This is a genomic window from Rhizobium quercicola (assembly GCF_021168455.1).
In the GTDB taxonomy this organism is placed as follows: domain Bacteria; phylum Pseudomonadota; class Alphaproteobacteria; order Rhizobiales; family Rhizobiaceae; genus Ferranicluibacter; species Ferranicluibacter quercicola.
This window is the reverse complement of record NZ_JAJOZR010000002.1, coordinates 192,787-215,327: the sequence shown is the minus strand read 5'-3', so window position 1 is coordinate 215,327 and position 22,541 is coordinate 192,787. Positions and strand designations below refer to the sequence as shown.

Sequence of the window (22,541 nt, the reverse complement as noted above, 5' to 3'; positions counted from 1 at the left end):
CTACGCGCGTTTACCCCAGACGGAACGGATCACCATGGCACTTCGCAAAGACGTCAAGAAGGTCGTGCTCGCTTATTCGGGCGGGCTCGACACCTCCATCATCCTCAAGTGGCTGCAGACGGAACTCGGCGCGGAGGTCGTGACCTTCACCGCCGATCTCGGGCAGGGCGAGGAACTGGAGCCGGCGCGCAAGAAGGCCGAGATGATGGGCATCAAGGACATCTTCATCAAGGATGTCCGCGAGGAGTTCGTCCGCGACTTCGTCTTCCCGATGTTCCGCGCCAATGCCGTCTATGAGGGCGTCTACCTGCTCGGCACCTCGATCGCCCGCCCGCTGATCTCCAAGCACCTGATCGACATCGCCCGGGAAACCGGCGCCGACGCGATCGCACACGGTGCGACCGGCAAGGGCAACGACCAGGTCCGCTTCGAGCTTTCGGCCTATGCGCTCAACCCCGATATCAAGATCATCGCCCCCTGGCGCGACTGGTCGTTCAAGAGCCGCACCGATCTTCTCGAATTCGCCGAGAAACACCAGATCCCGGTCGCCAAGGACAAGAAGGGCGAGGCGCCCTTCTCCGTCGATGCCAACCTTCTGCACTCGTCGTCCGAAGGCAAGGTTCTGGAGGATCCGGCCCAAGAAGCACCGAACTACGTCTACATGCGCACCATTTCTCCGGAGGAAGCGCCCGACGTCGCGACCACCGTCAAGATCGGCTTCCGCAAGGGCGACGCCGTCTCGATCGACGGCAAGGAATTGAGCCCCGCCTCGATCCTCACCGCTTTGAACGCACTCGGCCGCGACAACGGCATCGGCCGCCTCGATCTGGTGGAAAACCGCTTCGTCGGCATGAAGTCGCGCGGCATCTACGAGACGCCCGGCGGCACTATCCTGCTCGCCGCCCACCGCGCCATCGAAAGCATCACGCTCGACCGGGGTGCCGCCCACCTCAAGGACGAGATCATGCCGCGCTACGCGGAGCTGATCTATTACGGCTTCTGGTTCTCGCCCGAGCGCGACATGCTGCAGGCCCTGATCGACAAGAGCCAGGAGCATGTGGAAGGCGAAGTGACACTGAAGCTCTACAAGGGCAATGTCATGGTCATCGGCCGTGAAAGCGCCAAGTCGCTCTACTCCGACAAGCTCGTCACCTTCGAGGACGACCAGGGCGCCTACGACCAGAAGGACGCTGCCGGCTTTATCAAGCTCAATGCGCTGCGCCTGCGCACGCTCGCGGCCCGCAACCGCAGCAAGTAAGCCGATGGGCCTGCGGCCGGGCGACCGGTCGCGAGCCTATTCTGCAGGCGTCTCCACGGCGCTCTGTGTCAGGCGCACGAACGCCCCGTAGGAAACGACGGCGCCGAGACACATCAGCGGAACGATCGTGCCGAACGCCATCAACGGCACGCCGACGAGCGCGGCCGCCAGCCCGCCCAGAAATCCGCTCGCCATCTGGATGAAGCCGAGCATGGCGGACGCGGATCCCGCGATATGCGGGAACGACTGCAGCGCGGCCGTCGTCATGTGCGGCGTGAGGAAGGCGATGCCGAAGCTCGAAAAGGCGACCGGCGCCATGACCGAGAGATAGGTCGGCGGGAGTAGATGCGTGGAGAGCGCGATCAGCGCACCGCCCGAGGCGAGCATCGCCAGCCCCACCTGCACGGACCGCTCGCCCCCGAGCCGCGCGGCCGTCAGCCGCAGGCACACCGACCCGAGAAAATAGAACCCGGACTGCATGAGCATGCCGAGCCCGAACGCCGTCGGCGACAGGCCGACCCGGTCGATCAGAATGAAGGGCAACATGGTCGCCTGCGCGTAGAGCGAGCCGATCGCCCCGCCGAGAACGCCCGTCGCCGCGAGAAACCGGATATCGCCGAGCACCTCCAGATAGGAGGCAGCGACCCGCCGTGGCCGGGCAAGGGAAGGATCGGCCCGTCCCGTCTCCCGCATGAAGACGAGCACGGAAAGAGCGATCGTCAGCGAAAAGCCGATCAGCATCACGAAGATCGCATGCCAGCCGAAAGCGGCCAGCAGCAAGCCGCCGATGGCCGGCGCCATGGCCGGCCCGATCGCCAGCATGATGCCGATGAGGTTCATGATCCGCGAGGCCTCGGCGCCCGTGAACTGGTCGCGCACGACGGCGCGCGCCACCGTGATGCCGACCGAGGCGCCGATGCCCTGCACCAGCCGCCCGGCAAGCAGCCATGTCACATCGGGCGCGAGCACGCAGATCAGGCCGCCGAGCGCATTGATACCGACGAAGAGCAGCGTCGCGTTCCGCCGGCCGAAGGCATCCGAAAACGGACCCGACACGAGCTGCGCGACGGAGAAACCGGCGAAATAGACGGTCAGCGTCAGCTTGATCATCGACTCGGTGGAGGAAAAGGCGCTCACCAGCTGCGGCATGGCCGGCGTGTAGATCGACATGGAGATCGGCCCGAGCGTTGCCAGCAGCGCGCCCAGAATGCTGGTCCGACGCTCGCTCATGCGCCCGCGGACTCCACCTCTCATGAGGGCGTTCGATCCGCCGTTGCCTCCGCCGGTGCCGCCGCTTGCGCCTGCGTCGGCTCCGGCACGGCTGCCTGCGCCGGATTGCGGTCGAGATCGTGCAGGTTGTCGCGCATCATCTTCAGGCTGAGCCGCAAGACCTCGAGCGCCGCCGCATCGTGCCCCGCCGTCACCTCGTCCATCAGCGCGCGGACATGGGTGCGGATATCCAGCAGCACGCCGTCGGCCGCCGGTGTCGCGACCACGTTCTTTGCGCGGCGGTCGGAGGGATCGGGAATGCGCTCGACGAAGCCGAGCGCCTCCAGCCGGTCGAGATAGGTCGAGAGCGTCATCGGCTCGATGCCCATGCGGATGGCGATATCCGCCTGCTTGATGCGCTGGTTGACGGCCACCTGGATGAGCGCCCGCGCTTCTCCCGGCGTCACGCCGAGATTGGCGGTATTGATCCGCCGGTCGAACGCGCTGCGCAGCAAGCGAGAAACGTCGGTAAGAAGCATGCCGACGGTATCGGCTTCCAGTCGGAAGGTCATGACGTCTCCCATATGCGCCGCCGCACCGGTCGTGACAGGCCTGGATCACCGCGGCATAACGCGCGAAACCCATTCCTGTTTCAGCAGAGATGCAGTAAGCAATCCTTATCATTCGCGGGAGGTGCGAGCAACCGCCCTCCCTTGACGCCGGCTTTGCTAAGCGCCACCTCGCAGTGCTACCTCTGTTGCGCCGCGTTGTGAATCGCCCGACCCGACGCTTTTGAACACAGCAGGATTTTTCCGAAGGATTTTGACGATGGCTACGCCCGACCTGAACCCCGCTTTGACAGACTGGACGGGCCCGGACGGGCTCCCGCACTTCGAGGCTGTCGCGGACACGGATTTCGCCCCCGCCTTCGACGCCGCCCTTGCCGAGCATGACGGCGAGATCGCCGGCATCGCCCACAATTCCGAGGCACCGACATTCGAGAACACCATCGTCGCGCTCGAGATTGCCGGCGATAGCCTGTCGCGCGTGTCGGCCCTGTTCTGGAACCGCGCCGGTGCCCACACCAACGAGACGATCCAGGCACTGGAGCGCGAGATCGCGCCGAAGATGTCGCGGCACTACTCGAAGATCGGCATGGACGCCACGCTCTTCGCCCGCATCGACACACTCTGGAACGCGCGCGACACGCTCGGCCTGTCGCTGGAACAGTCCCGGGTGCTGGAGCGCCACTGGAAGGGCTTCGTCAAATCGGGTGCCCGGCTTGCCAAGCCCGAGCAGGAGCGCCTTGCCGCCATCAACGAGCGTCTCGCCGGCCTCGGCGCCACCTTCGGGCAGAACCTGCTGGCCGACGAGAAGGGCTGGTCGATGGTCCTGAAGGACGAGGCAGATCTCGCCGGGCTTCCCGACTTCCTGCGCGACGCCATGGCGGCGGCCGCACGCGAACGCGGCATCGAGGGCGGCTATGCGGTCACCCTCTCGCGTTCGATCGTCGAGCCCTTTCTGACCTTCTCCGACAATCGCGACCTGCGCGAAAAGGCGTTTCGTGCGTGGTCCGCCCGCGGGGAAAACGGCGGCGAGACGGACAAAGGCGCCGTGATCCGCGAAACCCTGGCTCTGCGCGCCGAAAAGGCCCGCCTGCTCGGCTACGACCATTATGCCGCCCTGAAGCTCGACAACACCATGGCGAAGACCCCCGAAGCCGTGAACGGCCTCCTGACCGCCGTCTGGGAGAGGGCCGTCACCCAGGCCCGCCGGGAAGAGGCCGATCTCGCGGCGCTGATCGCCCGCGAAGGCCGCAACCACCCGGTCATGCCCTGGGACTGGCGCCATTATGCCGAGAAGCTGCGCGCCGAGCGCTTCGATTTCTCCGAGAGCGAACTGAAACCCTATCTGCAGCTCGATCGCATCATTGAGGCCTGCTTCGATGTCGCACACCGACTGTTCGGCATCACGGCCACGGAAAAGACCGGCGTCCGCGGCTATCATCCGGATGTCCGCGTGTTCGACATCCGCAATGCCGACGGCACGCTCGTCGCCCTGTTCCTCGGCGATTACTTCGCCCGGTCGTCGAAGCGCTCCGGCGCCTGGATGAGCGCCTTCCAGTCGCAGCACCGCCTGCCCCTGCCGAACGGTGCCAAGGGCGAGCTGCCGATCGTCTACAATGTCTGCAATTTCGCAAAACCCGCCGATGGCAAGCCGGCGCTGCTGTCGCTCGACGATGCCCGCACGCTCTTCCACGAGTTCGGCCATGGCCTGCACGGCATGCTCTCCAGCGTGACCTATCCCTCCGTTTCCGGCACGGGCGTCTCGCGCGACTTCGTCGAGCTTCCCTCGCAGCTCTACGAGCACTGGCTGACCGTGCCCGAGATCCTGAAGCGCTACGCCGTGCACGAGGCCACCGGCGCGCCGATGCCGCAGGCGCTGTTCGACAAGGTCATGGCCGCCCGCACCTTCAACGCCGGCTTCAACACGGTGGAGTTCACCTCCTCGGCCCTGGTCGATATGGCCTACCACACCGCCGACAGCGTCGAAGATCCTGCAGCCTTCGAAGCTGCCGTGCTGGAGCGCCTGGGGATGCCGCAATCGATCACCATGCGGCACCGCTCGCCGCACTTCCAGCACATCTTCGCCGGCGACGGCTACTCGGCGGGCTACTATTCCTACATGTGGTCGGAGGTGCTGGATGCCGATGCGTTCTCGGCTTTCGAGGAAACCGGAAATCCGTTCGATCCGGCCATGGCAAAACGCCTGCGGGACAATATCTATTCCGTCGGCGGGTCGATCGACCCGGAGGATGCCTACACCGCCTTCCGCGGCAAGTTGCCGAGCCCGGACGCCATGCTGCGGAAAAAGGGGCTCGGCGTGACCGAGCCGCTTGCCGGCAGCGACGCCTGAAAAGGCCCGAACCGGCGCTCATCCAACCGAGCGCCGGGCACCCTCTTTCGCATTTGCAAAAAAACATGTAAGAGCCCGGGCAATGCAGTTGCGGCGTTCCCAAGACACGCCCCGAGCCCCCGGATACCCAAAACCATGAAAATGCGGAATATCGCGATCATCGCACACGTCGACCATGGGAAAACGACCCTTGTTGACGAGATTTTGAAGCAGTCCGGCTCGTTCCGCGACAACCAGCGCACCGTCGAGCGCATGATGGACAGCAACGATCTTGAAAAAGAACGTGGCATCACCATCCTGGCCAAGGCGACGTCGATCGAGTGGAAGGGCGTTCGCATCAACATCGTCGACACCCCCGGCCACGCCGACTTCGGCGGCGAGGTCGAGCGTATCCTGTCGATGGTGGACGGCGCCATCGTTCTGGTCGACAGCTCGGAAGGCCCGATGCCGCAGACCAAGTTCGTGGTCTCCAAGGCGCTGAAGGTCGGCCTTCGCCCGATCGTCGCGATCAACAAGATCGACCGTCCGGACGGCCGCCACGAAGAGGTCATCAACGAAGTCTTCGACCTGTTCGCCAACCTCGACGCGACCGACGAGCAGCTCGACTTCCCGATCCTCTACGGTTCGGGCCGCGACGGCTGGATGAACGTCAACCCGGAAGGTCCGAAGGATCAGGGCCTCGCGCCGCTGCTCGACCTCGTGCTCGAGCACGTGCCGGAGCCGAGCGTCGGCGACGAAGACGGCGCGTTCCGCATGATCGGAACGCTCTTGGAAGCCAACCCCTTCCTCGGACGCGTCATCACCGGTCGCATCCATTCCGGCTCCATCAAGCCGAACCAGTCGGTCAAGGTCATGAGCCAGGACGGCAAGGTGGTCGAGACCGGCCGTATTTCCAAGATTCTCGCCTTCCGCGGCATCGAGCGCACCGCCATCGATGAAGCCCATGCCGGCGATATCGTCGCCATCGCCGGCCTGTCCAAGGGCACGGTTGCCGACACCTTCTGCGACCCGTCGGTGAGCGAAGCGCTGGAAGCCCAGCCGATCGACCCGCCGACCGTCACCATGTCCTTCCTCGTCAACGACAGCCCGCTGGCCGGCACCGAAGGCGACAAGGTCACCTCGCGCGTCATCCGCGACCGTCTGTTCAAGGAAGCCGAAGGCAACGTCGCGCTGAAGATCGAGGAATCCGAAGGCAAGGATTCGTTCTTCGTCTCCGGCCGCGGCGAATTGCAGCTGGCCGTTCTGATCGAAACCATGCGCCGCGAAGGCTTCGAGCTGGCCGTGTCGCGTCCGCGCGTCGTCATGCACAAGGACGAGGACGGCAACGTTCTGGAGCCGATCGAAGAGGTCGTGATCGACGTCGACGAAGAGCATTCCGGTGTCGTCGTGCAGAAGATGTCCGAGCGCAAGGCCGAACTCGCCGAGCTGCGTCCCTCCGGCGGCAGCCGCGTCCGCCTCAAGTTCTTCGCCCCGACGCGCGGCCTCATCGGCTACCAGTCGGAACTGCTGACGGACACCCGCGGCACCGCGATCATGAACCGTCTGTTCCATGACTATCAGCCCTTCAAGGGCGAAATCGGCGGGCGCACCAACGGCGTTCTTCTGTCCAACCAGTCCGGCGAAGCCGTGGCCTACGCCATGTTCAACCTGGAAGACCGCGGCCCGATGATCATCGAGCCGGGCGAAAAGGTCTATGCCGGCATGATCATCGGCATCCACAGCCGGGACAACGACCTCGAGGTTAACGTGTTGAAGGGCAAGCAGCTCACCAACATCCGTTCGGCCGGCAAGGACGAAGCCGTTCGCCTGACCCCGCCGATCCGCATGACGCTCGACCGCGCGCTCTCCTGGATCCAGGACGACGAACTGATGGAAGTCACGCCGAAGAACATCCGTCTGCGCAAGACCTACCTCGACGCCAACGACCGCAAGCGCTTCGGCAAGGGCGGCAAGGGCGCCGCCGCTTAAAGGCATCGGACCCGAACTGACGACGGAGCCCTGCCTTGCAAAAGGCGGGGCTTTTTCATGTCCAAGGCTCACGGTCGCGCTCCTCTCGCACGTCCGCGCCGAGGCCGCGACAGGTCGGGATGACCGTGGTTGTGCCCGATGGGCGCCGATGCCTCCCTGCGCGCCCTGAAGGGCCTCCAGAGCCTCTTTCCGCCTGTGGAGACCAGAGGGATGACAACAGCCGGCCCAGGGACAGCCCCGGTGTGCCCAGAGACCCAGGCATAAAAAAACCCCGCCTCTCGCAAGGCAGGGTTTTTGAACGGAAAGAAGGTGAGACGCTTATGCGGCTTCTTCTTCCTGAGTTTCGTCTTCATCGACCGTCTTGCCGCGCTTGGGACCCTTGGCAAGGTTTGCTTCGACGAGACGCACGGCCTCGGTGCCGGACATCTTGTTGACGGCGGCGATTTCACGAGCCATCCGGTCGAGAGCGGCTTCGTAAAGCTGCCGTTCGGAATAGGACTGCTCCGGCTGGTTCTCGGCACGGTACAGGTCGCGAACGACTTCCGCGATGGCGATCAGGTCGCCGGAATTGATCTTGGCATCATATTCCTGCGCGCGGCGCGACCACATGGTCCGCTTGACGCGAGCCTTGCCCTGGACGACCTTCAACGCACGCTCGACGAAATCCGTTTCCGACAGCTTGCGCATGCCGATGCTGACGGCCTTGGCAACCGGCACCTTCAGACGCATCTTGTCCTTGTCGAAATCGATCACGAACAGTTCGAGCGACATGCCGGCGACAACCTGCTCTTCGATCGCGACGATTTGTCCAACACCATGAGCCGGATAAACGATCGATTCACCGGTTTTGAAGCCATGGCGCGTGGAGGATTTTTTCTGCTGGGTCGTCATTCGTTTCAAAAACTCCCTGTTACGCTCCCGGCATGGGCCGGGGTCGGGTCAGTCAGGCCCGGGATGGACGGGCATCCTGCGGGTCACTCCTTACTGAAACGCACCAAACGAATTCAAACGCTTCGGCGAACAGACCACACGCAAGCAACGGACGTTGCATGGAGACATGAACCGTGGCGAAGGAGAATTTGCTTTCGTGATGGTTTCGGGCACGCAAAAGTGCCACGATGTGGATCAGTATCCGGACCCTACCACAAAAATCTGCCGAAATCAATGTTTTGCTTAAGCCACAGGCAAGCTTCGCCGCGTGTCGTTCAAAACGGCGTGCCGGTTTCCCCTGGGGAGACCGTTATCGAATCACGCGCTGCGGGACGCGCGGCCTGGCGACCTTAGTCGCCCTGACCCGGGTTGGGCGAGAAGAACTTTTCGTACTTCCCTTCAATCCCGTCCATTTCCTTGGCTTCCGGCATCTCGTCGCGCTTGATCGTGATGTTCGGCCATTGTGTCGCGAAATCGGCGTTCACCTTGAGCCACATGTCGAGGCCCGGCTCCGTATCGGGCTTGATCGCGCCGGCCGGACATTCCGGCTCGCAGACGCCGCAGTCGATGCATTCGTCCGGGTGGATGACCAGAAAGTTCTCGCCTTCGTAAAAGCAGTCGACCGGGCACACCTCGACGCAATCGGTGTACTTGCAGCGGATGCAATTGTCGGTGACGACGTAGGTCATGCTCTCACTCCAGTCGGTCTCGTCTCGAACCCGGGCGCTTGGGAAGCCTTGGGGTGAGCGAGGATCATACAGCTTCGGCCCGATGGGCCCGATCGTCAGAAGAACCGCATGGTCCGGTGCCTCGTTGCGCCGGCCTGCAGCCGGGGCCTGCGCGAGCCCGACGGCGCTTCAGCCCGATCGTCGGGCCGCGGCGCACGTCGCCCCTCGGCATTCCCAGGTGTTGCTGCGTGAGGTAACGGCTTTGCCCAACCTTTGCAAGGCTCTTGCGTTCCAATCGAGGGCGCGCGAACGGAGGATTTTACTCCTCGTCGCCCAGGTCCCACCCGTCCTGCAAGCGGTCGGTCTCCCGGCGCTCGCGCTTGGTCGGGCGGCCGCTGCCCGGCTCCCGCGTCGCCTGTTCGAAGGGCGTCAGGCGCTCTCCGGGAACGGGCACGGGGGTCAGATCGTCGTAGAGCAACCGCGCTTCCTCGAAAGGGCCGCGCCGGCTGCCGCCATGGCGCATGCGCACCGTCACGTCCCGCCGGTCGAGCGACAGCATCACCACGTCGCCGGTCTTCAGAGCATGCGAGGGCTGCGTGACACGCTGGTCGTTGACCCGGACCTTGCCGCCCTCGATCGCCTTCTGGGCGATCGAGCGGGACTTTGTGAGACGCGTGAAGAACAGCCACTTGTCGAGGCGCTGGCGGGAGGCAGCCTCTGTGGGCGTAATCTCCTGTTCGGCCATGACGTCGCGGCTCCTACTTCTTCATCTGCTCCTTGAGAGCAGCGAGCTTGGCGAAGGGCGAATCCGGATCGATCGGTTTGTCCTTGCGCGGCGGGCGGGCCTCGAAGGTGGCCGGCGCCTGAGACTTGCCATGGCCGCTGCCGGAGGGCTTGCCGCCCGGCCGGTCGTTGCGGTCGCGGCGCTCGCCACGGTCGCCCTTGTGGTCGGGGCGTGCGCCCTCTCCCGGCTTGCCGTCGCGACCGCGGTTGCGGTCCGGACGTCCGCCGTCAGGACGGCCGCCGCCAGCCTTGCGCTCGCCGTCACGCTCGTCGCGGCGACCCTGGGCCGGCGCGGAACCGTCGGTCGGTGCGGACGCTGCCTTGTCCTGTCCGGGACGGTTGCCGCCGCGGCGATCGCCATTGCGGGCATCGCGCTGTCCGGGACGACGTTCGCCCTGGCGCTGATTGTCGCTGCGCCCACCCGGACGCCAGAGAAGCACGGGCTTCACCTCGGCTTCGGGCGCCTCGCTTGCCACGGCGTCCGACGCGTCGGCAGATGCCTCGACCGGCAGAGGCTCGGCCGCCTCTTCGGAAACGGGCGTCTCCTCGGCGGCAAGGGCATCGTCGGTCGCCGGTGCCTCCGAAACGGATTCGGTGTCGTCGGCAGGTGCCGCCTCGACAGCCGTCTCCTCGGTCGCGACATCGCCAGCCGCACCCGCGTCGGAAACCGCCTCCACCGCGGCCGCATCGTCCGATGCAGGAGCGGCATCGTCCGATGCTTGGGCGTCGCTCGTTGCAGGCTCGGCTGCCTCGGCCTCCGCCTTCGGCGCGGCACTGCCGGCTGCCGGGGCCTGTGCCCCGAGGAACGCTGCGGCGTCCTCCGGCTTCACGCTGTCGGCGCGATAGCCGAGACCCTTGAGGATTTCTTCCATATCGTCGGGCGTGGCGCCGAGGATCGACAGCATGGCCGTCGTGGTCGTGAACCGGCGGCCGTCATAGGCGCCGTCCGGCCGCGCGGTCGTGCCCGGCTTCCACTGCAGGAGCGGGCGAATGAGATCGGCGAGGCGCTCGAGAATGTCGATGCGCACCGCGCGCTTGCCGAGGAAACGGAAACCGGCAAGCTTGTAGAACATGCGCTCGTAGGACGGATCGGTGACGATCGACGTGCGGCCGGCGGCGAGAACCGGAATGAGGTCGCCATAACCGGGCTTGTCGAGACCGTCGTTCTTCAGCGCCCAGAGGAGCGTGATGAGTTCGGCAGGCGCCGGCTTCAGGAGCGCCGGCATGAAGATGTGATAGGCACCGAAGCGGATGCCGTGGCGGCGGATGGAGGCGCGGGCTTCCTGATCGAGCGACTTCACGTCTTCGGCGACATCGCGCCGGAAGAGGACGCCGAGGCTTTCGACCAGCTGGAAGGCGAGGCCCTTGGCGAGACCCTGCAGGTCTTCGGCACGCGACAGATCGTCGAGCGGCTTGAGCACGGTCGCGATGTGGTGATTGACGTAGCGCTCGATGCGGGCGGAGACGTGATCGCGCGCCGCACCCTGCAGCTGCTCGTCGGCCAGCAGGAGCACGCGCGGCCGCATGATGTGGTCGCTGGCCGCAAGCCGCGCGACGGGATCGCCCAGCCAGCGCACGAGGCCGTCGGACGACAGCGCCAGATCGGCATTGCCGGCAGCGTGCAGACGTGCGGCGCGGGCTTCGAACTCCAGCGCCAGCGCCTTCTGGGCCGCTCCCTGCACGGCGCGGGCATCCAGCCCGTCCGTCGTGGTGGCCAGCACGAACCGGAAACCGGTGAGTTGTCCCACATGATGTCCTTCCACGAAGACATCGCCATTCACACTGATTTCCGCTTCCAGCATCGCATTCTCTCTCAGCCGCTTCATGAGCACAGATGTCCTGCGGTCAACGAACCGTTTCGTCAACCGTTCATGTAACGCGTCGGACAATCGATCTTCGATTTCCCGCGTCTTTTCCTGCCAGTGTGTCGGATCGGCAAGCCAACCGGGCCGGTTCGACACATAGGTCCACGTTCTGATCTGCGCGATTCGCGCCGACAGCGTGTCGATTTCCCCGTCCGTATGGTCTGCCCGGCGCACCTGCTCGGACATGAAATCCTCGTTGACGGTGCCGCGCCGGACGAGGTCGGAATAGATACTGGCGATCAGATCGGCATGCTGCGCCGGCGCGATCCGACGGTAATCGGGAAGCGCGCAGGCCTCCCAGAGCTTTTCCACCGTCTGTGCGTTCGTCGCGAGCGCCTTGACCTCGGGAAGCGTCGTCAGGAATTCGAGCGCCTGCTGATCGACCGCCGGCAGCGCCCGCGTCAGGCCGTGAACGGCGGGCGGGGTTTCCAGCGTCTTCTTCAGCGTCGTCACCGAGGTGAAGTCGAGCGCCTTGGAGCGCCACTGCAGCACCCGCACCGGATCGAACTGGTGCTGCTCGATGCGGTGCACGAGGTCGTCGTCGAAGGGCTCGACCCGCGAGGTGACGCCGAACGTTCCATCCCGCAGATGCCGCCCGGCCCGTCCCGCGATCTGGGCCAGCTCGCCCGGATTGAGGTTGCGAAACTGGTAGCCGTCATATTTGCGGTCCTGCGCGAAGGCGACATGGTCCACATCGAGGTTGAGACCCATGCCGATCGCATCGGTCGCGACCAGATACTCGACCTCGCCTGCCTGGTAGAGCGCGACCTGCGCATTGCGCGTGCGGGGGCTGAGCGCGCCGAGCACGACGGCGGCCCCGCCGCGCTGGCGGCGGATCAGCTCGGCGATCGCATAGACCTCGTCGGCCGAAAACGCGACGATTGCCGAGCGTTGCGGCAGGCGCGTGATCTTCTTGGAGCCGGCATAAAGCAGCTGCGACAGGCGCGGACGCTCGACGATGGTGATGCCCGGCAGGAGATGTTCGAGGATCGGGCGCATGGTGGAGGCGCCGAGGAGCAGCGTCTCAGACCGTCCGCGCAGATGCATGAGCCGGTCGGTGAAGATGTGCCCGCGCTCCAGATCGCCGGCCAGCTGCACCTCGTCGATGGCGACGAAGGCCGCCTTTGTCTCGCGCGGCATCGCCTCGACGGTGCAGACGGAATAGCGGGCGAGATGCGGCGTGATCTTTTCTTCGCCGGTGACGAGCGCGACATTGTGCGCGCCCACACGCTCGACGACCCGCGTGTAAACTTCGCGGGCGAGAAGGCGCAAGGGGAGGCCGATGACGCCGGATTCGTGCGCGACCATGCGTTCGATCGCATAATGCGTCTTGCCGGTGTTGGTCGGGCCGAGGACCGCGATCACGCCGCGGCCACTCAAGATCATCGGTTGGTCAGGCACGTTTCAGACCTTGCGCATTGTATGGGCGGCAAACGGCAAAGCGTCCGCAGCGCGACACACATGACCACGCGGCACAGGAAACACAAGGCCGCGCGGGCAAAAAGACCGTCCGTCGCGGCGCGATGGACGCGATTTCTCAGACGAAGAACTGCCCGCCATTCGCCGACAGCGTCGAACCGGTGATGAAGCCGGCATCGTCGGAGGCGAGGAACACCACGCAGCGTGCCACCTCCTCGGGCTCGCCCAGCCGGCCGACGGGGATCTGCGGGATGATCCGCTCGTTCAGCACCTTTTCCGGCACCGCGCGCACCATCTCCGTGCCGATATAGCCGGGACAAATGGCATTGACGGTGATGCCCTTGGCGGCACCTTCCTGCGCGAGCGCCTTGGTGAAGCCGATGTCGCCGGCCTTGCTGGCGGAATAGTTGGCCTGGCCCATCTGGCCCTTCTGCCCGTTGATCGAGGAGATATTGACGACGCGGCCGAAATTGCGGTCCCGCATGCCCGACCACACCGGATGCGTCATGTTGAAGAGGCCGTTCAGGTTGACGTTCACGACCTCGTTCCACTGCGACGGCGTCATCTTGTGGAACATGGCGTCACGGGTGATGCCCGCATTGTTGACGAGAACCTCGACCGGCCCGAGCGCCTCCTCGATCGTGGCGGCACCTGCCGCGCAGCTCGCATAGTCCGAGACGTCCCATTTGAAGACCGGAATGCCCGTGACGTCGGAGAAGGCCTGCGCCTTTTCCTCATTGCCGGCATAGTTCGCCGCCACGCGATAACCGGCACCCTTGAGCGCAATCGAAATGGCCGCGCCGATGCCGCGCGTTCCACCCGTTACCAAGGCAACCCTGCTCATGCACGTCCTCCCTCAATTGTTCTTATCTTCAACGTATCTCGTATGATCCCGGCCGACAGCGATGAAAGGAAATGGCCGGCTCGGTGCCGGCCTTGTCGCAAAGAGCCCTCCTCAAAGACCCTCGACGCAGAGCGCGATGCCCATGCCGCCGCCGATGCAGAGCGTGGCAAGGCCGCGCTTGGCGCCGCGGCGCTTCATCTCGAACAGCAGCGTGTTGAGGATGCGCGCGCCCGAGGCGCCGATCGGATGGCCGATGGCGATCGCACCGCCGTTGACGTTGACGATCGAGGTGTCCCAGCCAAGATCCTTGTTGACGGCGCAGGCCTGCGCGGCAAAGGCCTCGTTGGCTTCCACGAGATCGAGATCGGATGCGGACCAGCCGGCCTTCTCCAGAGCCTTGCGCGACGCCGGGATCGGGCCCGTGCCCATGATCTGCGGATCGACGCCGGCCGTCGCCCAGGAGGCGATGCGGGCAAGCGGCGTGATGCCGCGGCGCGCGGCTTCCTGCTCGCTCATCAGAAGCGTTGCCGCCGCCCCGTCATTGAGGCCGGAGGCATTGGCGGCGGTCACGGTGCCTTCCTTGTCGAAGGCCGGGCGCAGCTTCGCCATGCTCTCGATCGTCGCGCCATGGCGGATATACTCGTCGCTGTCGACGGTCACGTCGCCCTTGCGCGTGGAGACGACGAAGGGAATGATTTCATCGACGAAGCGGCCGGCCTTCTGGGCGGCTTCCGCCTTGTTCTGCGAGCCGAGGGCGAACTGGTCCTGATCGTCGCGCGACAGCTGCCACCTCTTGGCGATGTTTTCGGCGGTCACGCCCATGTGGTAGCCATGGAACGCGTCCGTCAGGCCGTCCTTGATCATGGTATCGACCATCTTGAAGTCGCCCATCTTCACGCCCGAGCGCAGATGCGCGCAGTGCGGCGCCATGGACATGGACTCCATGCCGCCGGCCACGATGACGGACGCGTCGCCGGTGGCGATCTGCTGCATGCCGAGCGCGACCGCGCGCAGGCCGGAGCCGCAGAGCTGGTTCATGCCCCAGGCCGTCTTCTCCTGCGGCACGCCCGCCTTCATGGCCGCCTGCCGCGCCGGGTTCTGCCCCTCGCCTGCCGAAAGCACCTGCCCGAGGATAACCTCGTCCACCTCGGCCGCCTCGAGGCCGGCGCGCGCCAGAACACCCTTGATCACGGCGGCACCGAGCGCGTGGGCCGGCGTATTGGCAAAGGACCCATTGAACGCGCCGACGGCCGTCCGGCCCGCGCTGGCGATGACGATGGATGGTGTGCTCATCACGGTCTCCTCCCTGAGAATGCAATCGGATCCGGCTGGCGAGACCCCTTCGTGAGCCAAGACTGAACGAGGTTCGCGCGCAAGTCAAAGTGTAAGTGGGGGAAAGCTGCACGTCGTTACGCGAGCGTGATCACTGCAGCGCACAAAGAGATTGTCTTATGGCGCGATTTCCGCATATCCTCATGAAATGCTATAAAAACAGCAATTTGGGGAGGAGACCCTGATGGCGAAGCAAGACGGGCAGATCGTTATCAAGAAATACGCCAACCGCCGGCTCTACAACACGGGAACGAGCACCTACGTCACGCTCGACGATCTCGCGGTCATGGTCAAGAAGGGGGAGGAGTTCAACGTCCAGGACGCCAAGAGCGGGGAGGACATCACCCATTCCGTCCTGACGCAGATCATCTTCGAGCAGGAAAGCAAGACCGGCAATACGCTCCTGCCGATCTCCTTCCTGCGCCAGCTCATCGCCTTTTACGGCGACCAGATGCAGGCGGTCGTGCCGAGCTATCTCGAACATTCCATGCAGGCCTTCACCGATCAGCAGGTGCAGATGCGCGAGCAGATCGGCAAGGCCTTCGGCGATACGCCTCTGAGCAAGAACCTTCAGGTGCCGCTGCAACTGGTCGAGGAACAGGTCAAGCGCAACACCGAGATGTTCCACCAGGCCATGCAGATGTTTTCGCCCTTCATGGCCGCAGCCCCGCAGGTGCGCGAACCGCGCAAGGCCGAGGCCAAGGACATCGACGAACTGAAGGAGCAGCTGCGCGCGCTCCAGAGCAAGCTCGAGAATCTGACCTGAGATCACGCGTCCGTCGGAACGGACGGCGGTTCCATCGGCTTGCCGTCCCTTGTTCCCCTGCCGGAGCCGTCAGAGCCCGATCGACACGTCACGCCCGGCAGTGCGCATCGAGATGGTGAAGCCGGCGATGACGTCGATGAAGCTGATCGCCATCAGGATGAAGAAGACGTCGGTCGCCGCCCCCGCCGCCAGCAGAAACTCGACCAGAAAGACGATGAAGAGCACCATCGACAGGATGTGATCGACCAGCGTCTTGGCGCTCGTTCGGGTGGCCTTGAGGATCTCCACGAACAGGAGAACGAGACTGCCGACGATCAGGAGATCGCCGACGCTCATGCGCCACGTGGCACCGGACAGCATCGCAAGGCTCGTCACGGTCTCCTCGAACACCGCGACACCGCCCGCCCCGAGAGCCCCCGTCATGGCGAGGTTGTAGAGCGCGAACGGCAGGATCAGGAGCGGGATGGAAGCGAGCATGTCATGGTTCCTGGGGCTGGCGACATCGTCGGCCCGCGTGCAAGGCCTCGCCGCCGGTATGAACCAGCGATGTGCGGCAATCAAGGCAGCGGCCGGCTTTGCGCGATGGACCTGCGACCGATAGGCAGGATACCGGCATCACCGAAACGCGAAAAAGGCCGGCGCGACGGCCAGCCTTTTCCTGAATGTCGGTCGTCTCGACCACCCGTCCGCAGCCTCGCCCAGAGGGCACCTGCGGGACGGGAAGACGATCAGCTTGCCTTCGGCGTCAGAACCTGACGACCGCGGTACATGCCGGTCTTCATGTCGATGTGATGCGGGCGACGCAGTTCACCGGAGTTCTTGTCTTCGATGTAGGTCGGGGTCTTCAGCGCGTCTGCGGAACGGCGCATGCCGCGCTTCGACGGGCTCGTTTTTCTCTTAGGAACAGCCATTTCAAACACTCCACGTATCGGGGGAAACCACCAGTCTGCGGACCGTTGAACGGGCCGGGATGAAGGCGTTTCAATCTCGGAATTGGCCGGGCTTATACATGCCGGATGCCATCTTGGCCAGACCCCACAGGTTTTTTTTGCCCAGGCATTGCGAACTTTCGAAAACGGCACGCTCAGGCTTCGTCTTCCGGCACGACCCAGGTTTCCGCCAGCGCATCCGTCTGCCAGGCGAGAAAGGCCGGATGCGCCTTGACGGCAGCCATATAGGCGAGCGACACCGGATTATGCGTCAGCGCATAGATCTCCAGCCGGTTGACGACCGGAGCGAACATCGCATCCGCAGCGGTGAACCGGCCGAACAGGAACGGCCCGCCGGATCTGGCCAGCGCGTCCGCCCAGATGGTCTCGATCCGCGCGACATCCTCCATCACCCCCTCCGGCAGGGCGATCGCGCCGACCGGGCGGCGGATGTTCATCGGGCAGGCCCCGCGAAGCGCGCGGAACCCCGCCAGCATTTCCATTGAGAGGCTGCGGGCCGTGGCCCGATCGACCCGATCCTCCGGCCACAGGCCGGCCTCCGGGAAGAGCTCGGCGGCATATTCGATGATCGCGAGCGATTCCCACACGCGAACCGCGCCATGGTGCAGAACGGGCACCCGGCCCGTCGGAGAGATTTCCCGGAAGCGCGGATTGCCATTCGGAAAATCGAAGGGAATGACGACATCGGCAAACGGCACGCCGCAGCCCTTGAGAGCGAGCCACGGCCGCAGCGACCAGGAGGAATAGTTCTTGTTGCCGACATACAGGACGAGGTCGCTCATGCTCAATTCTCCGGTCTCTGCTCACGCTTAGAGCAGACCCTGGGGAGCCCATCCAATGAAAAGCCGTGATTTCAGGGATAAAGGCACTTGATGTATTCGCCGGACGCCCCGGCGCGCCGCTCGATCATGGAGGCCAGCCGCCGCAGGCCGCGGCCCGGCTTGCCGGCATTGCGGTCGATGGGATTGGGCAGGGACACCGCCAGAAGCGCCGCCTGACGCCGCGTCAGCTTGGAGGCCGGCACACCGAAATGATGCTGGGCCGCGGCTTCCGCGCCATAGATGCCCGGGCCCCATTCGGCGATGTTGAGATAGATCTCCATCAGCCGCCGCTTGGTCCAGACGAAATCGGCCGCGAGCGCCAGCGGCAGTTCCATCGCCTTGCGCACGAAGGACCGGCCGTTCCAGAGAAACAGGTTCTTCGCCGTCTGCATGGGGATGGTGCTCGCGCCGCGCGTCTGCTCGCCTTCCAGTGCATCATCGACCACGCCGCGCATCTGCACCCAGTCGACGCCGGCATGCATGCAGAACTGCCCGTCTTCCGACATCATCACCGACTGCACGAGATTGGGCGAAATCTTCTCGAACGGCACCCATTGCCGATCGTAGCCGCGCAGAAGGGCCAGATCGCGCAGCATGAGCGAGGAGACCGGATGCACGAAATTCGGCGAATAGAGGATGATCAGGGCATAGGGCAGCAGGAAGAGGACGACCGCGATGACGAGAAGCTGGCGCCACCGGCGCCTGATCCGCGCGAACATGCCTCGTTTGGCGTTTGACGGCAGTTCCTCATCTCCACCTGTCTGCGGACCCCGCATGTCCTGTCGTGCGGCATCCGACCGGACATCGTCGTGCACGGGCGCGTCTTCGGCGCGAACCTCGTTCCTCTGAGGCTCGGGGCTCGCCGGACCGACATCCGCGGTCTCCGGCTCCCACGTTTCCGCGAGCGGGCGCTGACGGAGGTCTTGCCCCCGCGATTCTGGCTCACGTGGTTCGGGTACGATATCCCAACTCTGATCGTCCCGACTGATCAACCCGTCCGCCGCCCCATCCGCGCTTTCCGTCATAGTCTAAGATCGGGCGGATTTGAACGTCCTTTTCACCGCTGTCCCCGGTCGAGACGCGCTTCCGGGTGAAATTTATTGAACACGCCGCACGCGCATGCCAAAGAGCCGCCATGAACGCCGCTGCCCAGACCTTCGATACCCAACTTCGCCGGTGTGCCGACCAGGTCACCGCCTGCCTCGAAGCGCTCCTGAGCGACGCGGTCGCGCCCGACGAGATCGCCCGTCCGCCCGCACTGCTCGCCGCCATGCGCCATGGCGTGCTGAACGGCGGAAAGCGGCTGCGCCCCTTTCTGGTGATGGAAAGCACGGCGCTGTTCGGCGGAGACGCGCACGCCGCCATCCGGGTCGCCGCCGCTCTCGAATGCGTGCATTGCTACTCCCTCGTCCACGACGATCTGCCGGCCATGGACGACGACGACCTGCGCCGCGGCCAGCCGACGGTCCACATCGCCTATGGCGAGGCGAATGCCATCCTCGCCGGCGACAGCCTGCTGACCCTTGCCTTCGACATCCTGGCCGGGCCCGAAACCACGCTCCCCGATGCCGTGAAGACGGCGCTCGTGCTCGCGCTCGCCCGCGCCTCGGGCCTCGGCGGCATGGCCGGCGGGCAGGCGCTCGATCTGGCAGCGGAAACGGCCGCCCCCGACGAACAGGGCATCGTCACCCTCCAGGCCATGAAGACCGGAGCGCTCATCCGGTTTGCCTGCGAAGCCGGCGCGATCGTCTCGGGCACGGGCGCCGAGGACCGCGCGCGCCTGCGCCAGTTCGGCGAACGCATCGGCCGCGCCTTCCAGCTTGCAGACGACCTGCTCGACCTCAAGGCGGACGCTCGGACCATGGGCAAGGCGACCGGCAAGGACGAAGCCCGCGGCAAGGCGACTTTGGTCGCCCGCCGGGGCACCGACTGGGCCGAGGCCGAACTCGCGCGTCTGGTGGCAGAGGCCAGCGCCCTCCTTTCACCCTATGGCGACGCGGCGGAAACGCTGATCGACGCCGCCGCCTTCGTCGCCAATCGCGATCACTGAGTCCGTCAGGTTCAGTCTGAACGATCCATCGCGGCTGCATCGGCCCCCACTGACCGGACCAGCGCGGACTTGCCCCTCGACAGATAGGTGCCTGTCGGCGTGTCGTCCCCGGCAGGCTCGCCGTCCTCGACGATCGTCCGGCCGCGCAGCATGACGCGGATCGGCCAGCCCCGGATGTCGAGGCCTTCGTAAGGCGTATAGTCGGCGCCGTGATGCAGCAGGTCGTTGGTGAGCGTCGTGCGCTTTTCCGGGTCCCAGAGCGCGAGATCGGCATCCGCGCCGATGGCGATGGTGCCCTTGCGCGGATAGAGGCCATAGAGCTTGGCGTGGTTGGTGGCCGTCACCGCGACGAAGGTGTTGAGGTCGATGCGGCCCTTCATGACGCCTTCGGAAAAGAGGATGGGAAGGCGCGTGGCGACGCCCGGAATGCCGTTCGGAATCCAGCGGAAATGGCGCTTGCCCTTCTCGTTCAGCTTGCCTTCGGGATCATCGAAGCGGAAGGGGCAATGGTCGGAGGAGAACAGGTCGAAGACGCCCTGTTCGAGGCCTTCCCAGCAGGCGTCCTGGCTCGCCTTGTCGCGCGGCGGTGGCGAGCAGACGTATTTCGCGCCTTCGAGCGCATCCTGGTCGAGATCGTCCGCCGTCAGCATGAGATATTGCGGGCAGGTTTCGCCCGCGATCTTCTGGCCGCGCTGGCGGGCACGGCGGATCTCCTCCATCGCCTCGCGATTGGAGACGTGGACGATCACGATCGGCACATCGACGATTTCGGCAAGCGACAGAGCGCGGTGCGTCGCCTCGCGCTCGGCCGCGACCGGCCGGGTCGTCGCGTGGAATTTCGGGGCGAACTTCCCCTCCTCCTCGTGACGGCCGATGAGGTAGCGGATGGCATCCTCGTTCTCGCAGTGGACCATGACGAGCGCACCGGTGCGCCGCGCCGTGTCGAGGGTGGCGAGGATCTCGTCGTCGCGCAGGCGCAGGCCCTCATAGGTCATGAAGACCTTCATCGAGGTATAGCCGTCTTCGACCAGTGCCGGCACCTCCTGCCCGAGCACCTCCGGCGTCGGGTCGGTGATGACCATGTGGAACGACACGTCCACATGGCATTTGTCCTGCGCCTTCGCATGATAGATCTTCAGGGCCTCGCGCAGCGACTGGCCCTTCTCCTGCATGCAGAAGGCCATGACGGTCGTGTTGCCGCCGATGGCGGCAGAGCGCGTGCCGCTGTCGAAATCGTCGGCCATGACGATGCCGTCGCCGGAGGGCTGGTCGAGATGCACATGGCTGTCGATGCCGCCGGGAAGGACGAGGAGACCGGTCGCATCGATGATCTCGTCGGCGTCCGTCAGCTCGGCCGCAAGGGCCACGATGCGGCCGTCGCGGATGCCGATATCGCTCTTGAACGTATCGGAGGCCGTCACCACCGTTCCATGGCGGATCACCGTGTCGAAGCGCATCGCTCTCTCCTTTTCCCTATGTTCAGCTTGCCTTTGCCAGCCCGGCATCGCCCGCAAGGATGCGGTCGAGGGCTGCCGTGAAGCGATCGACCTCGTCCAGCGTGTTGTAGTGGACCATGGAGACCCGCAACATGCCGCCATGGTCGGTGAGGCCGAGATATTCGGCAAGGCGGCGCGAGTGGAAATCGCCGAAGCGCATGGCGATCTTCTCCGCGTCCATCGCCTTGCAGAGCGCGCCGGCATCGCGGCCATCGAAGCGGAAGGCGATGGTCGGCACCCGCGTGTCGTTCCGGTTGGTGGCCTGCCCGACGATGCGGCAGTCGTTGCGCGCCCGGAGATAGGCGAGGAGCCGCTCGGCCAGCGCATTCTCCTGCGCCGTGATCGCCTCAAAGGCGGCCTCGATCTTCCGCCGGGTCGAGCCGGTCTCGCCGGCCTGTTCGCCGAGCGTGGCGAGATAATCGACGATGCCGCAGGTGGCGTAAGCGAGCTCGTAGTTCGGATTGCCGGGTTCCAGCTTGCCCGGAACTTTGTCCTTGCCGTAGAAGTAGTGGTAGATCGTGTCGAGCTCCAGCAGCAGGTCGTATTTGCCGTACATCAGCGCGTAATGCGGCCCGTAGGTCTTGTAGAGGCTGAAGACGTAATAGTCGGCATCGAAGGCCTGCACGTCCACGGCGCGGTGCGGCGCATAGGCGACGGCATCGACGCAGATAAGCGCGCCCCGCGCATGCACGAAATCGGCGATCTCGCGGATCGGATTGACCGAGCCGAGGATGTTGGAGACGTGGGTGACGCAGACAAGCTTCGTGCGCTCCGTCATCAGCGGCGCGAGATCGGCCAGATCGAGCGTCATCGTTTCCGTGTTCAGCGGCCAGATCTTCAGCACGATGCCCGCCGCCTGCAACCGGTCCCAGGGGCCGATATTGGACTCGTGGTCGCTGACCGTGATGACGATCTCGTCGCCGGGCGAAAGCTGGCTCTGCATGGCCCGCGCGAGATTCTGGAGAAGCGCGGTCGTCGAGCTGCCGAAGACGATCTCTTCCGGGCGATGGGCGTTGACGAGATGCATGGCGGCTGTGCGTGCCTCGTAGAGCGCGCGAGCGGCCTCCTGCGAGACGTCGTACGAGCCGCCGATCTGCACGTTCTTGTCGATCAGGAACGTGTTGATGCGCTCAATCGCGCCCTTGAGGATCTGCGATCCCCCGGCATTGTCGAAAAAGGCCCAGCCTTTCGCCAGGCCTGGAAACTGGCTGCGCACATAATCGAGATCGAGCGGCGTCGTGTTGGCCATTCGGGGTGTCCTCCGTC

19 protein-coding genes are annotated in these 22,541 nt (G+C 65.0%); 5 read left to right on the top strand and 14 right to left on the bottom strand.

What is annotated here, in order from left to right; genetic code table 11:
* The first annotated feature begins 34 nt into the window (after positions 1-34).
* Positions 35-1,258 carry an argininosuccinate synthase gene (locus LRX75_RS04430; RefSeq protein ID WP_231812244.1) on the top strand — a complete coding sequence of 408 codons (1,224 nt, stop codon included), beginning with the start codon at positions 35-37 and terminating at the stop codon, positions 1,256-1,258.
* A 36-nt stretch (positions 1,259-1,294) separates the two neighbouring features.
* Here LRX75_RS04430 and LRX75_RS04425 read toward each other — a convergent pair whose 3' ends face one another.
* Positions 1,295-2,488 carry a multidrug effflux MFS transporter gene (locus LRX75_RS04425; protein WP_231812242.1) on the bottom strand — a complete coding sequence of 398 codons (1,194 nt, stop codon included), beginning with the start codon at positions 2,486-2,488 and terminating at the stop codon, positions 1,295-1,297.
* 20 nt (positions 2,489-2,508) lie between these two features.
* The gene (locus tag LRX75_RS04420) at positions 2,509-3,039 is read right to left on the bottom strand and encodes a MarR family winged helix-turn-helix transcriptional regulator (RefSeq protein ID WP_231812240.1); all 531 of its coding nucleotides are present in this window, start codon (positions 3,037-3,039) and stop codon (positions 2,509-2,511) included.
* Positions 3,040-3,295: 256 nt separating this feature from the next.
* Here LRX75_RS04420 and LRX75_RS04415 point away from each other — a divergent pair, with 256 nt between their 5' ends.
* Together LRX75_RS04415 and typA are read left to right on the top strand one after the other, a co-directional pair.
* The gene (locus LRX75_RS04415) at positions 3,296-5,383 is read left to right on the top strand and encodes a M3 family metallopeptidase (RefSeq protein ID WP_269456056.1); all 2,088 of its coding nucleotides are present in this window, start codon (positions 3,296-3,298) and stop codon (positions 5,381-5,383) included.
* Positions 5,384-5,518: 135 nt separating this feature from the next.
* A complete protein-coding gene (gene typA / locus LRX75_RS04410) occupies positions 5,519-7,351 on the top strand; it encodes a translational GTPase TypA (protein ID WP_092930901.1) in 1,833 nt (610 codons plus the stop codon).
* Positions 7,352-7,669: 318 nt separating this feature from the next.
* Here typA and LRX75_RS04405 read toward each other — a convergent pair whose 3' ends face one another.
* From LRX75_RS04405 to LRX75_RS04380, 6 genes are all read right to left on the bottom strand, one after another.
* Complete coding sequence (locus tag LRX75_RS04405; protein ID WP_092989597.1) at positions 7,670-8,242, bottom strand: CarD family transcriptional regulator; 573 nt, start codon at positions 8,240-8,242, stop codon at positions 7,670-7,672.
* A gap of 389 nt (positions 8,243-8,631) precedes the next feature.
* The gene (gene fdxA, locus LRX75_RS04400) at positions 8,632-8,970 is read right to left on the bottom strand and encodes a ferredoxin FdxA (protein WP_110729830.1); all 339 of its coding nucleotides are present in this window, start codon (positions 8,968-8,970) and stop codon (positions 8,632-8,634) included.
* 298 nt (positions 8,971-9,268) lie between these two features.
* Positions 9,269-9,694 (bottom strand): RNA-binding S4 domain-containing protein, encoded by a 426-nt coding sequence (locus tag LRX75_RS04395; RefSeq protein ID WP_231812238.1) that lies wholly within the window; start codon positions 9,692-9,694, stop codon positions 9,269-9,271.
* 13 nt (positions 9,695-9,707) lie between these two features.
* Complete coding sequence (locus LRX75_RS04390; RefSeq protein ID WP_231812236.1) at positions 9,708-12,983, bottom strand: helicase-related protein; 3,276 nt, start codon at positions 12,981-12,983, stop codon at positions 9,708-9,710.
* Positions 12,984-13,134: 151 nt separating this feature from the next.
* A complete protein-coding gene (gene phbB, locus LRX75_RS04385) occupies positions 13,135-13,860 on the bottom strand; it encodes a beta-ketoacyl-ACP reductase (protein WP_113149841.1) in 726 nt (241 codons plus the stop codon).
* Positions 13,861-13,971: 111 nt separating this feature from the next.
* Positions 13,972-15,153 (bottom strand): acetyl-CoA C-acetyltransferase, encoded by a 1,182-nt coding sequence (locus tag LRX75_RS04380; protein ID WP_231812234.1) that lies wholly within the window; start codon positions 15,151-15,153, stop codon positions 13,972-13,974.
* A gap of 223 nt (positions 15,154-15,376) precedes the next feature.
* Here LRX75_RS04380 and phaR point away from each other — a divergent pair, with 223 nt between their 5' ends.
* Complete coding sequence (gene phaR, locus LRX75_RS04375; protein WP_113149843.1) at positions 15,377-15,958, top strand: polyhydroxyalkanoate synthesis repressor PhaR; 582 nt, start codon at positions 15,377-15,379, stop codon at positions 15,956-15,958.
* A 69-nt stretch (positions 15,959-16,027) separates the two neighbouring features.
* On the opposite strand, the gene LRX75_RS04370 is transcribed toward phaR, so the two are convergent.
* The 4 genes from LRX75_RS04370 to mtgA form a co-directional block, all read right to left on the bottom strand.
* Complete coding sequence (locus LRX75_RS04370; RefSeq protein ID WP_231812232.1) at positions 16,028-16,435, bottom strand: hypothetical protein; 408 nt, start codon at positions 16,433-16,435, stop codon at positions 16,028-16,030.
* A 251-nt stretch (positions 16,436-16,686) separates the two neighbouring features.
* On the bottom strand, positions 16,687-16,869 hold the full coding sequence (rpmF, locus tag LRX75_RS04365; RefSeq protein WP_062477634.1) for a 50S ribosomal protein L32: 183 nt from the start codon (positions 16,867-16,869) through the stop codon (positions 16,687-16,689).
* Between the two features lie 173 nt (positions 16,870-17,042).
* Positions 17,043-17,690, bottom strand: coding sequence for a glutathione S-transferase family protein (locus tag LRX75_RS04360; protein ID WP_231812230.1), 648 nt, complete (start codon positions 17,688-17,690; stop codon positions 17,043-17,045).
* 71 nt (positions 17,691-17,761) lie between these two features.
* Positions 17,762-18,448 (bottom strand): monofunctional biosynthetic peptidoglycan transglycosylase, encoded by a 687-nt coding sequence (gene mtgA, locus LRX75_RS04355; RefSeq protein WP_231812229.1) that lies wholly within the window; start codon positions 18,446-18,448, stop codon positions 17,762-17,764.
* 416 nt (positions 18,449-18,864) lie between these two features.
* On the opposite strand from mtgA, the gene LRX75_RS04350 reads away from it, so the two are divergent.
* Positions 18,865-19,779, top strand: coding sequence for a polyprenyl synthetase family protein (locus LRX75_RS04350; protein WP_231812227.1), 915 nt, complete (start codon positions 18,865-18,867; stop codon positions 19,777-19,779).
* Positions 19,780-19,790: 11 nt separating this feature from the next.
* Here the strand turns inward: LRX75_RS04350 and hydA are convergent, their stop codons facing one another.
* A complete protein-coding gene (gene hydA, locus LRX75_RS04345) occupies positions 19,791-21,236 on the bottom strand; it encodes a dihydropyrimidinase (protein ID WP_231812225.1) in 1,446 nt (481 codons plus the stop codon).
* A gap of 22 nt (positions 21,237-21,258) precedes the next feature.
* A complete protein-coding gene (locus LRX75_RS04340; protein ID WP_231812223.1) occupies positions 21,259-22,524 on the bottom strand; it encodes a cysteine desulfurase-like protein in 1,266 nt (421 codons plus the stop codon).
* Positions 22,525-22,541: the final 17 nt, after the last annotated feature.